The sequence below is a fragment of the Brevundimonas staleyi genome, from assembly GCF_041893865.1.
In the GTDB taxonomy this organism is placed as follows: domain Bacteria; phylum Pseudomonadota; class Alphaproteobacteria; order Caulobacterales; family Caulobacteraceae; genus Brevundimonas; species Brevundimonas staleyi.
Genome location: NZ_CP169083.1, coordinates 117,081 through 129,500, shown reverse-complemented (window position 1 = coordinate 129,500; position 12,420 = coordinate 117,081). Strand labels below are relative to the sequence as shown.

Annotated in this window: 14 protein-coding genes; 5 read left to right on the top strand and 9 right to left on the bottom strand. The window is 67.7% G+C overall.

Annotated elements, in window-relative coordinates:
• Positions 1-39: 39 nt before the first annotated feature.
• Complete coding sequence (locus ACETK8_RS20530; RefSeq protein WP_374039500.1) at positions 40-180, bottom strand: hypothetical protein; 141 nt, start codon at positions 178-180, stop codon at positions 40-42.
• Between the two features lie 134 nt (positions 181-314).
• Between ACETK8_RS20530 and ACETK8_RS20525 the strand changes: the two genes are divergently transcribed.
• The 3 genes from ACETK8_RS20525 to ACETK8_RS20515 all read left to right on the top strand — a co-directional run bounded on the left by ACETK8_RS20525 (position 315) and on the right by ACETK8_RS20515 (position 3,545).
• Positions 315-1,025: a response regulator gene (locus ACETK8_RS20525; RefSeq protein ID WP_374039499.1), complete on the top strand. Its 711-nt coding sequence runs from the start codon at positions 315-317 to the stop codon at positions 1,023-1,025.
• Complete coding sequence (locus tag ACETK8_RS20520; RefSeq protein WP_374039498.1) at positions 1,022-2,410, top strand: sensor histidine kinase; 1,389 nt, start codon at positions 1,022-1,024, stop codon at positions 2,408-2,410. The genes ACETK8_RS20525 and ACETK8_RS20520 overlap by 4 nt, the downstream gene beginning before the upstream one ends.
• Before the next feature lie 589 nt (positions 2,411-2,999).
• Positions 3,000-3,545 carry a DUF4760 domain-containing protein gene (locus tag ACETK8_RS20515; RefSeq protein WP_374039497.1) on the top strand — a complete coding sequence of 182 codons (546 nt, stop codon included), beginning with the start codon at positions 3,000-3,002 and terminating at the stop codon, positions 3,543-3,545.
• A gap of 366 nt (positions 3,546-3,911) precedes the next feature.
• On the opposite strand, the gene ACETK8_RS20510 is transcribed toward ACETK8_RS20515, so the two are convergent.
• From ACETK8_RS20510 to ACETK8_RS20475, 8 genes are all read right to left on the bottom strand, one after another.
• Positions 3,912-5,231 carry a ComEC/Rec2 family competence protein gene (locus ACETK8_RS20510; protein WP_374039496.1) on the bottom strand — a complete coding sequence of 440 codons (1,320 nt, stop codon included), beginning with the start codon at positions 5,229-5,231 and terminating at the stop codon, positions 3,912-3,914.
• A 2-nt stretch (positions 5,232-5,233) separates the two neighbouring features.
• On the bottom strand, positions 5,234-7,612 hold the full coding sequence (locus ACETK8_RS20505; RefSeq protein ID WP_374039495.1) for a TonB-dependent receptor domain-containing protein: 2,379 nt from the start codon (positions 7,610-7,612) through the stop codon (positions 5,234-5,236).
• 93 nt (positions 7,613-7,705) lie between these two features.
• Positions 7,706-8,602, bottom strand: coding sequence for a FecR family protein (locus ACETK8_RS20500; RefSeq protein WP_374039494.1), 897 nt, complete (start codon positions 8,600-8,602; stop codon positions 7,706-7,708).
• A 43-nt stretch (positions 8,603-8,645) separates the two neighbouring features.
• Positions 8,646-9,221, bottom strand: coding sequence for an RNA polymerase sigma factor (locus ACETK8_RS20495; protein WP_374039493.1), 576 nt, complete (start codon positions 9,219-9,221; stop codon positions 8,646-8,648).
• A gap of 116 nt (positions 9,222-9,337) precedes the next feature.
• Entirely contained in the window at positions 9,338-9,616 is a 279-nt protein-coding gene (locus ACETK8_RS20490) for a hypothetical protein (RefSeq protein WP_374039492.1), read from the bottom strand.
• A complete protein-coding gene (locus ACETK8_RS20485) occupies positions 9,600-9,914 on the bottom strand; it encodes a hypothetical protein (protein WP_374039491.1) in 315 nt (104 codons plus the stop codon). Before ACETK8_RS20485 ends, ACETK8_RS20490 begins: the two co-directional genes overlap by 17 nt.
• Before the next feature lie 156 nt (positions 9,915-10,070).
• Entirely contained in the window at positions 10,071-10,424 is a 354-nt protein-coding gene (locus ACETK8_RS20480) for a hypothetical protein (RefSeq protein WP_374039490.1), read from the bottom strand.
• A gap of 35 nt (positions 10,425-10,459) precedes the next feature.
• Positions 10,460-11,260, bottom strand: coding sequence for a helix-turn-helix domain-containing protein (locus tag ACETK8_RS20475; protein ID WP_374039489.1), 801 nt, complete (start codon positions 11,258-11,260; stop codon positions 10,460-10,462).
• Positions 11,261-11,411: 151 nt separating this feature from the next.
• Here ACETK8_RS20475 and ACETK8_RS20470 point away from each other — a divergent pair, with 151 nt between their 5' ends.
• Both ACETK8_RS20470 and ACETK8_RS20465 read left to right on the top strand, forming a co-directional pair.
• Positions 11,412-11,888 carry a MucR family transcriptional regulator gene (locus ACETK8_RS20470; RefSeq protein WP_374039488.1) on the top strand — a complete coding sequence of 159 codons (477 nt, stop codon included), beginning with the start codon at positions 11,412-11,414 and terminating at the stop codon, positions 11,886-11,888.
• A gap of 5 nt (positions 11,889-11,893) precedes the next feature.
• Positions 11,894-12,370 carry a thermonuclease family protein gene (locus ACETK8_RS20465; protein WP_374039487.1) on the top strand — a complete coding sequence of 159 codons (477 nt, stop codon included), beginning with the start codon at positions 11,894-11,896 and terminating at the stop codon, positions 12,368-12,370.
• Positions 12,371-12,420 lie beyond the last annotated feature (50 nt).

Here is a 12,420-nt window from a genome sequence, read left to right as displayed (position 1 = left end):
ACGAAAAGGGGAGGGTGGCGCGGCCGACGCGCCTTCGTCCTAGTAGACCGTGGTGCCGTCCGGATAGACGATGATCCGAACGACCTCGCCGTTCTTGATTTCAGCGGTCGCCGGGGCGGCGAAGCTGACGAAGGCGCCGGCCAGGGCGGCCGCGGCGACGAGGGCGCGAAGCGTTCTCATGGTGATCTCCTCCAAAGCCGAGAGATTTCGGCAGGACCAAACTGCCATCGCGATGTATCCGCAGGTTGTCGCGTCCTGGTCGCCAGTCCGCGGCGCGACACAATTGGGATACAGTCGAGCGCGACAAAGTTCTGATGATCCGCAGCAGCTCCAAAATTCTGGTCGTGGATGACGACATCGGCATTCGAACCGCGATCCGAGACTACCTGGACGGGTTTGGCGTCAGGACCCTTCTGGCGGCCGACGCCGTCGAGATGGAGCGGGTGCTGGCGACCGAAAGTGTCGATCTCATCGTGCTGGACGTCATGATGCCGGGGGAAGACGGTCTCGCCGTGTGCCGCCGGCGCGGCGACAGCGGCGTGCCGATCCTGATGCTCAGCGCGCTGGGCGACCCGGCGGACCGCATCGTTGGCCTTGAGCTCGGCGCTTCCGATTACCTGGCCAAGCCTTTCGAGCCGCGCGAACTGCTGGCCCGCGTGCGCGCGCTCCTGCGTCGCCAGGTCGCGCCCTCAGAGGGACCGAGGATCGCGCGCCAGTGGTCGTTCAGCGGCTGGAGCTTCGACGGCGAGACGCGCCGGCTCACGCGTCCGAATGGCGCCGAGGTCGTCTTGACGTCGGCCCAGGCGGCCCTGCTCAAGGTGTTTCTGGAACGTCCCGGCCGCCTGCTCACCCGGGACCAGCTGATGACGCTGACCCGGGGCGGAAGCGCCGAGGTTTTCGATCGCGCCATCGACCTGTCGGTCAGCCGGTTGCGTCGGTTGCTCGGAGACCAGGATCGCACCCCGCTCATCGAGACGGTTCGCGGCGAGGGCTACCGACTGCGGCCCGCCCACCCCCCGTCATGACCCGTTTCGCGCCGCGATCGATCACGGGCCAGGTCTTCGCCCTCGCCTTTCTCTGCATCGTCACCACCCTGGCCACCGGGCTGCTCGTCACCTTGGTCATGCCCCCGCCGCCGCAGCCGGTGATGCGGGTTCGCGACGTGGCCGAGGCGGTCATGTCCCCCGGGCGGCGCTCCGATCTCATCGTGGCGCATCACGAGGCGGCGCCCTTTCCCGCGGCTCCGGACAGAAGTCAGCCGGTCTCCTTGATCGCGGAAGGTCTGGCTCACGCCCTCGGCGTCCCTGCGGAGAGAGTCCGCGTCGAGATGGTCGATGGGACGAGCGAGCCGGCCGCTACCAGTCTGACGATCCTGAACCTCCCGCCCGGCGCCGTCCGCGCCGGTCGCCAGCCGCCGACGGTCGCCGAGATCGTGGCGACCGAGGACATCACCTTCCCCCCGTTCCGCGCCGCGGTAGGCGACGGCGCGGCTTGGGTCTCGGCCAGCCCGCACCGGCCGTTGGTGTCCCTTTGGCATTGGCACCTGGCGCTGGCGTTCCTGGCCGCAGCGGCGGTGCTCGCCCTGCCGACGCTGTTGCTGGCCCGGATCTTCACCCGCCCGCTGAGGGACTTGGCGGTGGCGGCCGCGGCGTTCGATTCCGGATCGCGCGACGCGGCTTTGCCGATCGGCGGCCCCAGCGAAATACGGCAGGCGGCGACCGCCCTCCACGGCATGCAACTGCGCTTGCAGAACCATGTCGAGCAGCGGACCCAGATGTTGTTCGCGATCGCGCACGACCTCCGGACCCCGCTGACCAGCCTCAAGCTGCGTTTGGAGGCCGCGCCCTCGGCGCTCAGGAAGGTGATGGGACCAGAAATCCGACGGATGCAGGCGATGATCGAGCAGCTCCTGCTGTACGCATCATCAGGACGGTCCCCGAGACAGGAGCGGGTCGATCTGGGCCAATTGGTCCGCGAAGCGATCGATCGCCAAGGCGGGGCCACGATCGTCACAACGGGTCTGGACCTAGGCGTGATCGTCCTGGGATCCTCTTTGGATCTGTCGCGCATGCTCGACAACCTGTTGGCCAACGCCGTCAAGTTCGGCGCCAATAGCGATGTCTACATCGGCCTGACGAGGCAGGGCGAAACGGCGCAGCTGACGGTCGAGGACAGGGGGCCCGGAATGCCCGAGCATCAACTGGAAAAGGTGTTCCAGCCCTTCGTGCGCCTGGAGCAGTCCCGATGCGCTGAAACCGGCGGAATCGGACTGGGGCTCGCCCTGGTTCGGGCGGTCGTTGAAAGTCATGGAGGCAAGGTCACCCTGCGGAACCGCCCTAACGGAGGCCTCACGGTCACGGTCAACCTGCCGGCACGGATACGCGACGCCGAAACCCCGAGCCAGTCCTGAGATCAGGCGTCGGCGCTGCAGAGCATCCGCCCCCGAGACTTGCCGGAGCCTATCCAAGGTTCTGTTCGGCGGCGGCCGATGGACGCCGCCGAACGTCATGGGTGAGTTCAGGCCCCCATTCCACGGATTCTGAGAGGCTCTCCGATCGCGGTGCTGACCCTTTGGCTGCGACCTCTCGGACGAGGGTCGCTTCATGGGACGCGGCGCCATAGTCGAGATCGGCTCTTCCAATCGTGTCGTTTGGCAATGTCCTGAGCGGCCTGGCGGATGCGCCCGGTCGAGCACGGCGATCCGGACCCTGGCCAGGACCGCATTGTAGTTCTCGTCGTCGAGCTTCTGCTGTTCGGCTTCCAGGCTCTCGAGATGTACTCGGCGAGGCCGGGGGCCTGGAGAAGGCCTTGTGTGGGGAATTCTAAGTCAACCTCTAAGAACCGCGGCAGGTCGCCGGCCATGTACGGCCATTCAGGTGGCGAGTTGCAGTGTGAATCTCGGAGGCCAGCTTCGGACAGCACTGCAGAACGGGTCTGCCATCACTTGCTTCTGCGTGAACCAGACGTCTACATCGGCTATCCGACGGTCGGAGCAAGCGATGACTCTGCCTGAAATGATCCCGGCTATGAGCTTGGTGATCTCTGCCATTGCTCTCGTCACCTCTTGGCGCGCGCTCGACCTCAGCAGACAGTGGAACAAGATCAATTCCATCAAGAACTTCGTCGATGAGCCGCGCGCGGAGGAAATTCTCGATAAGCTAGATATCCACCTTCACAGGCTGAATATCTCAAATGATCGGTCGACCCCTCTGACTGAGGTCGACGCTCAGCGGTTGCTCGGAGATAAGGAGGGTGAGCGCGCAATTAATCGCGTCCTCACATATTTCGAACGTCTCTCTGCCGCCGTGAATGTAGGCGCGATCAACGACGAACTCGCGTATCAGTTCAGCGTCGGCGCTGTACTGAGCGCGTACAGGAGGTTCTCAGTTTACATACGCCTTCGGCGAGCACGCCTCCGAGATCGAGAAGTGTTCTGCGAGCTTGAGACGCTCGCGAAGCGCTGGGGACAAATCAAGGCCACGCGAAAAAACCGAGCACCCCGGCTCGGGCGTCCGAGGCGGTCAGGATTAAAGAAGGCCGTCTAGGGCGATAACGATGACACCGTCGGCGCGTTTGGATCTTGATCCGAGGGGAGTTCGCTGTCGGGCGCGAAGATCGCACCGCAACCTTGCATTCGGTTGACCCTTGGGACCTGGACCATGAAGCGGCCATTCGCTTCGAGTGCGAGGCTCCGAGGCGGCGGGCACATTCTTCCCTCGGCTTATTGGCCACGGCGTTTCACGTGTCACCGCCACCTCGGACCGGCCTTGGAGCGGGCCAGGTCCATCACGAGGCCGAGGGCCTCCTTGGTCTCATTGGTCGCGTTCGCGAGGTTGGCGCCCGAGAAGGCGTCGGCGAAAAGCTGAGAAAGCTCATTCGAAAGCGCTCCTAGAAAATCGAAAGTGAGGAGTTCAGTGGGAGGCCGCCGCCGGTTGTGGCTGACGAGGGCGAGCGGCGTCCCAACTGCTGTGCGCCGACACGAAGGGGCCGAAGATCGCTGTCACCCGATCGCCCTCGTCGGCGTTGTCGGTGACCACGACGCGGTAGGACTGTCCGCCGGGCGCGACGCGCACGACCACGTGGCCGGCGCGGCTGGCGAGGCGATCCATCAACCAGGGGCTGGCCGCCGCCGTGGCGGGGTCCAGGCCAGTGGCGAAGACATCGCGCGGCCCCGGATAGAGGCGAGGATTGAATAGACGGTCCAGGGTCGAGAGGCTGGGATGGACCGCGTGCCAGGCCGGAACGATCCAGGTCCGGGGCGCGAGGGCGCGGGCCATGTCCGCGCCTGTGGCGTCGAACATGCCGTGGTGAGGAGTGACCGCCACTTCGACCGGACCCGAGGCCCGCGCGGCCGCGGTCTCAACGTCGCGCCAGGGCAGGGCGCCGTCGAAGGTGCTCGAGGTCAGGTCGCCGGCTGCGAAATAGTCGAAGTCGCCGTAGGACAGGCGAAAGGCGGCCGACCAGACATTCTCCTCCGGAACATCCTGAGCGACGAGCCCCGCGATCGAGGGGAAGGTCGCTCGGGCCGTCTCGCCCTGGCCGGTCCAGACCTCGCCGTTGACCGCGAGATTGCGGATCGAGAAATCCGCGAACGCCGCCGCGCCGTCCCGCCGCAGTTGGTTCAGCGCGCCGGCCCGGAACCGTTCGTCCGCCCGGCCAGCCGCGTGGCGGGCGCGAACGAAGGCCTCGTAGTTGGCCTGGAACGGCGCCGTCGAATGGACGGGCGCCGCATAGTCGGGATAGCCCCGGTCGATCAGGCGGCGGATCGGGACGATGGCGTCGACGTCGGTCACGCCGGTCAGTCGATAAGCGCCCCCAGGCGCCTGCGGCGTCTCTGGCCCGACATCGCCGAGGTGGTCAGGGTGCTGGTGGGTGACCAGGAACACGTCCAGCTCGGAGGATCCGACCTCGTTCAGCCGCCGCCGGGCGTAGCGGCCAATCCACTCGCCGGGCCGCCGGTCCGTGCTCGGCCGCAGCGCCAGCGCCGGCGGCGACGCGGTGTAGGAGGCGCCCGCATCGATCATCAGGCTGGAGCCGTCCGGCCCGCTGATCAGGGTCGAGTCGCCCCGGCCCGTCGCGATGTGGTGGATGTCGAGGCCGCCGGCCGGCCGGGGCTTCAGGGTGTGGCCGACGACGTCCGCGAGGAGCTCCTCGGCCCGGCCGTTCGCTCGGACTGGGAGACTGGCGGCGGCGCCGGCCGCCAGCAGGAAGCTTCGGCGCGACCAGGCCACGGTCAGAACCGGGCCGAGACCGTGATCCCCCAGGTGCGCGGCTCGCCGAGATATTCGGCCAGCACCCCCTGGGTCGAGGGCGTCAGCACATAGTCGACGTCGCCGGCGTTCTTGATCCAGGCCGTGGCCCGCCAGGCGCGGTTGGCCGGCTCATAGCCGATCATCAGATTGGTCAGGGCGTACGACTTGATTTGCAGGTTGGGGTCGGCCGCGGCTCCGGTGTTGTAGCCGTCGGTATAGGCCCAGCTCGCCGAGCCGATCAGATAGCCGGCGCTGCCCAGCGGCAGGTCGAGGTCAGCGGCCAGCGAGCCCTTGTTGCGCGGCGAGGAACCCAAGCTGTTGCCGGTGTAGACGGCGCCGCCGGGGATGATGAACTCGTCATAGACGGTGTCGAGCAGGCCGTAGGTCGCCGACAGGCCCAGCCAGCGGGTCGGCTGATAGGTCACCTCCAGTTCGGCGCCCTTGATCGTCGCCTGGCCGGCGTTGGTGATCGTCAGGACCCGGGTGACGTTGTTGAAGAACAGCTCCTGCTTGTCCTTGTAGTCCATCTGGAAGATCGAGCCGTTGACCCGCAGGCGGTTGTCGAGCCACTGCGACTTCACGCCGAGCTCGTAGTTGGTGACGGTCTCCGGATCGAACGGGGTGGTCAGGGCCGAGAGGGTGGCGGCATCGGTGTTGAAGCCGCCCGCGGTATAGCCGCGGGTGACGCTGCCATAGAGGCTGACGTCCTGCATCGGCCGCCAGGTCAGGACCGCGCGCGGGGTGACCTCGCCCCAGTCGGCCTTCAGATCGACGGCACGGAAGCTGTTGGGGGCGGCGATCGCATCGACGCGGTTCAGGGAGGCCCTCTTCTCGTCGTGGGTGTAGCGGGCGCCAAGGGTCAGATCCAGGTCGTCGCGCAGGTGCAGCACTCCATCGGCGAAGACGGCGTAGCTGGTCGTGTCCACGGCCTGGTCGGTGAGGACGTTGGAGGTGACCCGGCCGGTGACGGCGGCCAGGTTGCGGACGGTCAGCTGCCGGTTGGCGTCCTCGCTCGAATAGTAGACGCCGGCGACGAAATCGCCCCAGCCCCATTTCGGGCTGGCGTAGCGCAGCTCCTGGGAGAACAGGCCGACCTGGTCGACGTCGCGGTTGACGGTCTGGCTGGCGGTCCCGGTGAGGAAGCGATAGCTGGTCCCGGTGCCCGAATAGTCTTCGCCAGACTGCGAGCTGCGATAGCCCGTGATCGAGGTCACCTGGCCGACGGGTAGGGTCCAGAAGGCGCGCGCCGAGGCGCCCCACTGGTTGCGGTCGAAGGCCTGGGCGAAGTCGAGCTCGGAGGTGCGGCGATCTCCGTCGCTGCCGACGCCGCTGGACGACAGCGTGCGGCCGCCGTTGTGGTCGTCGCTGTAGTCGGCGCCCAGCAAGACTTCGAAGGTGTCGTTGGGGACCAGGCGCAACTGGCCGCGCAGGCTGTTGCTTTCCAGGTCGTCCTGTTCGCGGCCGGTCAGGCGGTCACGGCCGTATCCGTCGCGGGTCTTGACCGAGCCGGCCAGGCGGAATGCGGCCAGGTCGCCGACCGGCAGATCGACGAAGCCATCGACCTGGCGCAGGCTGAAGGAGCCGGCCCCGGCCCGAATCGAACCGCTCGTCTCGCCGAGGTCCGGCCGGCCGGTGTCGAGGACGATGGCCCCGCCGGTGACGTTGCGCCCGAACAGGGTGCCCTGCGGGCCCTTCAACACCTGGATGGAGTTAAGGCCGTAGAGTTCGAAGGTCGCGGCGCTATTGCGCGGGATGAACAGGTCGTCGACCACGACGGCCACCGGCTTGTTGGCGCCGATCTGGGTGAAGGTGTTGGTGGCCCCGCGGACGGCGATCGTCGGGCTCGATTGGTTGAAGGCGGAGACCAGCAGGCCGGGCGTCAGCCGCGAGACGTCGCGCAGGCTCTCCAGCTGAAACCGGTCCACGGTGTTGGCCGAGAAGGCCGTCAGCGAGATCGGCACGTTCTGGGCGCGCTCGTCGCGCTTCTGGGCGGTGACGATGATTTCGTCTAGGGCCGTGGCCTGGGTTTCGGCCTGGGGCCCTGCGGGAAACGTGGCGGTCGATCGCCTCAGGATGATGATGTCGCCGTTGTCCGAGGCGGTCTCGAGGCCGGCCCCGGCGATTAGCTGTCGCAAGGCGGTGCGGGCGTCCATGCGGCCGACCACGGGTTGGCTGCGCAGCCCCGCGATATGGTCGGCGGGCGCGACGATCTGCAGGCCGGATTGACGACCAAAGACGGAGATCGCCGAGGCTAGATCCTGGGCCGGAATGTTGAAAGACCGCTCCTGGGCCGCCGCCGGCATGGCGAGCACAACCGCAGCCGCGGCGGCGCCGCAGCCCAAGATATACTTGAACGACATAGTTTAAACGCCCCGATTTCGTCCGACAGCGCGTCGGTTACATTGACTAGAGGACGGGGCGGGCATTTCCCGCCATGCCCGGGGAAGAAACTTCTATGACAGTCTTTGGCGCTGGATCCGAATGCCGTCCGGACCGTCGGCGGCCTCCAGGCCAAGGCTCAGCGCGGCGGCGCGGGCGAAGCCTTCGGGATCGCTGATGGAATAGACTCCGGTCACCTTCAGGGCCGCGACGCTCTGATCCTCGACCAGGATCGGACGGTCGGAGTAGCGGCCGAACTCGCGGGCGGCCTCGGCCAGGGTCATGCCGGCCAGATCGATGCGGCCTTCGCGCCAGGCCATGGCGCGATCGAGCGCCTCGGCGGGCGCCGCCGCCTTTTCGATCTTGCCCCGCGCGGGGACGACGGCCTGGGTCTCGGCGCCGAGGCGCACCGGTGCGACGTCGGGACGACGCACCTCCACCACTCCTTCGCGGACGGCGACGTCCACGCGGCCGTCGTCATAGACGCGGACGGTGAAGCTCGTGCCGACGGCCCGGACCTGAACGCCGCGGGCGAACACCACGAAGGGTCGGGCCGGATCCTTGGCGACGTCGAACAGGGCCTCGCCACGCAACAGATCGATGCGACGCAGCTCGGGACCGATGGCCGGTCGCAGCGCCGTGTCCGTGTTCATCGTCACCGCCGAGCCCTCTGACAGGGAGACGCGGCGCACGTCCCCCTTGGGGGTGACGATCCGGCCCTGCCGCTGGTAGGCGAGGACGCCGAAAGCGCCGGCGATGGAGGCGGCGATCAGTCCGCCGCCGCCGGCCACCAGACCGCGCCGGTCGATCGTGCGGACCGCGGCGGGGTGACGCGAGGGTTCGAACGACGGGCCGAGCGCGGCGGCCCGGTCGAAATAGGCGTTGGCCGCGAGCGCTCGCGCATAGGCCCCGGCGCGGCGCGGATCCGCGGAAGCCCAGGCCTCGAGCTCGACCTGCGCCTCGTCCGACAAGGGTCCGCGATCGACCCGTGCGGCCCAGGCGGCAGCTGCGGCATCAATGTCCGCGGCGCTCTCCGGCGGATCGTTGGGAAGAGGGGACGTTGGCGCTATCACGTTGGCTAGATGACTCGAACCGCTCCGTTCCGCCATGCCCCACCTTATGGGTCAATATCGCCAGCGCCTTGCCGACATGCTTTTCGATCGTGTTCTCGGACACCCCGAGCTTTCGGGCGACTTCCTTCTGCGACAGGCCGTGCACCTTTCTTAGGGTGAAGGCCTCGCGGCATTTTGGCGGCAGTGCGGCGATCAGGGCGGCGACGCGGCCCAGTTCCTGGCGATCGGCCACGATCTGTTCGGGGCTGGGCTCTTCAGCCGGCAGCTGCATTCCGTCGGCCATTTCGGCCAGGGCGTCGAAGGTTACGATCCGGGATCGGCGCAGCGCCCGCAGCACGACCGATTTGGCGACTTCGAACATATAGGTGCGAGGATTGCGGATGTGGTCGACGCTCTCCATTCCCGCCAAGATGGCGTAGGTCTCCTGGACGACGTCGTCGATCTCGAAGCCGGAGAGGGTCTTGCGCGACAACCAGGCGCGCAGCTCAGCCTCGTGGGGGAAGACCCACTGGCCCAACCAAGCGGCGCGTCGTGTCGAAACCAGCCCCATTTTGTGCTGGTACCAGCGACTTGTGACGGAAGCCGCACAGTAATGCGACTTCGCCCCTGTCCCGACCTGGCGTCCCCTCCGGACTAGGCCGCCTGGGCCGCGATCACGGGAAGTGCGGCGTGAAGCCGTCCCACGGCGCCCCGATCCAGGCCGTCGGAGCGATGGCTGTCGGTCAGCGAATGCTCGAGCACTCGCAACACCATCTGCGCTTCCTCGACCGAGCTCGGGACATGGTTCAAAAGCGCCTGATCGGCGGCGGCCCAGTCGGCGTGGGTCTCATCGGTCCATTCAACTTCGGCCATTTCGTTCAGCGCGGACCAGCGGGCATATGCGGCGCTAAACGCCTCAGGCGACAGGCTCATGGCGCGAACCCCGCGCGCCCCAGACCAGGCAGGCCAGCATCCCGGCGAACAGCACGTATAGGGAGCCCACATAGGCCCGGGGATCCATCTCGGCGTCCAACACCATGGCCAGGTGTTCGCAGACCGCCAAGAGCTGGATGGCCGTCAGGAACAGCAGCCAGCGGCTCCGTCGCGCCCGCGACCATAGGACGGCGAAACCCGCCAGCGCCGCGCCGTCGATCCAGAAGATCGCCCACTGGACGTCGAGATGGGCCTCGCGCCGGTTGGCCAACAGGGTCGCCAGACTGGCGGCGACCACGATTCCCGCAGCGATCCGAGCGTTCGCCGGGCCTCGCCAAAACGCCCAGCCCGCGCACACGACCAGCGCCAGCCACAGCGTCGTCTGGAAGGCGCTCAGCGTCGATCTCCGGGAGGGCGTTGTGAGGCGCCAACCTGGAAGGACAGCGCCTCATGGTCAAGCCGCCTCCAGCCCGCCGATCGCTCCGGCGGGCGCGGCGCCGGTCACGTTCGGTTTCGTCTGGCCCGGACCCATCAGCTCGTCGAGGTTGGTCACCCCGATCTGAGGCGCCGCGGCGGTGAGGGCCTTGTGGACCTCGAGCAGCCGGCTGCGGGCGGCGCCGATCAGTCCGATATAGGCGGTGGCGGCTTCGCAGGCCTCCGCGCCGATCAGGGCGGAGAAGCCGACTTCCTTTCGGCCCTGTAGCATTTCCTGGACTAGGGTCGTGGCGTCGTCGAGCGCGGTGTCGACGGCGTCTTCCGCCTTGTGCACGGCGCGGGTCAGGCGAAGAGCAAGATCGGAACGCTTCATGTGAGATCCCCAGGCCGTCCGGCGAGGGGACGGCGTCAAGCGGAGGGCGGCGGTTCTCGGAACAGCGCGCCCAGATTGAGATCGGCCATGCGCAGGTCCGCTGCGCCGACCACGTATGAGATGACGATCGCCGCCACGATGACGAAGGTCAGTCCGGCGGCGGCCCAGAAGGCGGCGGCCACCAGTTCACGAATCGTCGCCGCAAGCGGCTGTCGCCGGCTGACCGTCGCCGATCCGATGGCCTCGGCGAGGTCGTCGCGCAGGGTTTGGAGATGGGCGCGGGCGGCGCGCCGCTCGTCGGGGTCGGGCGCATCACGGCCGCTGCGTTCAGGATGATCTCGCGCAGGAGGTCCATCGCCGAGAGATTCGGGCTCTGCAGACACAGCGATCGCGTCAGGCCGACGGCGGCGTCCTTCAGGACCGGATCGGCCAGGTCCTCCACGACCGTCTCCACGTCTTCCCAGGTCAGGGAGGGCAGCCGGTTGTCCGCCGGCGACGTCGCGCCGCGGTCCCGGTCGATGGTCATGCTCCCCTGTTCGGTCACGGCCTGAAGCCCCCTGTTCGACGGAAGCTGGCGCCGGATCGGGACTGATGGGCAGGGAGGAAATTCCGCCTACATGCTCTCTATGTAGAGCCGCCCAACGCCGCGCCGCCTCGCGGGTCGAGGTGACGCCCATCTTGGCGCGGATGTTGGCGAGGTGCCGGTCCACCGTGCCGCGCGTGATCCCCATGCGCTCGGCGATCTCGTCGGGGGACAGTAGATCGGCGAACAGCGCCAGAGCCTCCATTTCCTTGGATGTGAGCTCCACGCGCAGGAATCCCGATTTCCAGACCATCGGCAGTTACGACGCGAACGGCGTGGGCTCAACGGCGATCGACGTTCCTTTTCCGGGATGGCGGCGCGGCGGGGCGACCGGGGAGGGAATTTCCTCACACGGCCGAGGTGTTGTAGGTCTCGGCGGATAACTTCGAAGATCAGGAACGCCGATGGCCGAGAGCCGACAGTCCGACGACGTGATGCTGGAGACGACGGTCGACATCGTCTCGGCCTATCTCGGCCACAACGCCGTGGAGCCGGCGGTCATCCCCGATCTGATCGCCGCAGTGCATCGCGCTCTGACGGGCGTCGAGGCAACGCAGGAGCCGCCGGCCAATGCCCCGACCCCAGCGGTCTCTATCCGCAAGTCGATCACCCCCGACTTCATGATCAGCCTTGAGGACGGCCGGAAATACAAGTCGCTCAAGCGCCACCTTAGGATCGCCCACGGTCTGTCGCCGGAAGAGTATCGCCGCAAATGGGGCCTGCCGGATGACTACCCGATGGTGGCGCCCAACTACTCGGTCGCCCGCTCGGCGATGGCCCGCGCCATAGGCCTGGGCCAAGGCGGCCGGAAGCCCGCGAAGGCGGAGGCCGCTGCGAAGTCCAAGCCTGCGGTTCGCAAGGCGGCGCGCGCCAAGGCGTGAGGTCCGTGTTCCTGATCGCGGTCCTGGTCGCGGTCAGCGCCGGGTGCGCGCCGGCCGAACCCTCGATCCAGGGCCGGGCTTCGGTCATCGACGGCGACACACTGGAAATCCACGGCCGACGCATCCGGCTCTGGGGTGTCGATGCACCCGAGAGCCGACAGACCTGTGAGGCGGACGGCCAGTCCTATCGGTGCGGCGCGGCGGCCGCGAACCTGCTTGACGCCCGCCTGCGCGACCAGGTCGTTTCGTGCTTCGAGGAAGACATCGACCGCTACGACCGGATGGTCGCCCGTTGCGAGGTTCGGGGCGAGGACCTCGGGGGCTGGCTGGTGCGCCAAGGTCTCGCGGTGCGCTACGCCCGCTACGCCGGTGACGCCTATCTGGCCGAGGAGGCCGCGGCCCGCCACGACAAGGCGGGCGTCTGGGCCGGCGCGTTCGATCCGCCCGAGGACTGGCGTCGCGCGCGTCGCGCCGATCCTTGATCAATCATCCGGACGCCACAGGGCCCGCCGCGCCTTATCGAAAGTCCCGG

Bases quoted from the DNA above. Each gene is read 5' to 3' on its own strand.
- ACETK8_RS20505 (WP_374039495.1), bottom strand. From the start codon at position 7,612: ATGTCGTTCAAGTATATCTTGGGCTGCGGCGCCGCCGCGGCTGCGGTT.
- ACETK8_RS20480 (WP_374039490.1), bottom strand. From the start codon at position 10,424: ATGAAGCGTTCCGATCTTGCTCTTCGCCTGACCCGCGCCGTGCACAAG.
- ACETK8_RS20470 (WP_374039488.1), top strand. From the start codon at position 11,412: ATGGCCGAGAGCCGACAGTCCGACGACGTGATGCTGGAGACGACGGTC.
- ACETK8_RS20525 (WP_374039499.1), top strand. From the start codon at position 315: ATGATCCGCAGCAGCTCCAAAATTCTGGTCGTGGATGACGACATCGGC.
- ACETK8_RS20475 (WP_374039489.1), bottom strand. From the start codon at position 11,260: ATGGTCTGGAAATCGGGATTCCTGCGCGTGGAGCTCACATCCAAGGAA.
- ACETK8_RS20530 (WP_374039500.1), bottom strand. From the start codon at position 180: ATGAGAACGCTTCGCGCCCTCGTCGCCGCGGCCGCCCTGGCCGGCGCC.
- ACETK8_RS20520 (WP_374039498.1), top strand. From the start codon at position 1,022: ATGACCCGTTTCGCGCCGCGATCGATCACGGGCCAGGTCTTCGCCCTC.
- ACETK8_RS20515 (WP_374039497.1), top strand. From the start codon at position 3,000: ATGACTCTGCCTGAAATGATCCCGGCTATGAGCTTGGTGATCTCTGCC.
- ACETK8_RS20490 (WP_374039492.1), bottom strand. From the start codon at position 9,616: ATGAGCCTGTCGCCTGAGGCGTTTAGCGCCGCATATGCCCGCTGGTCC.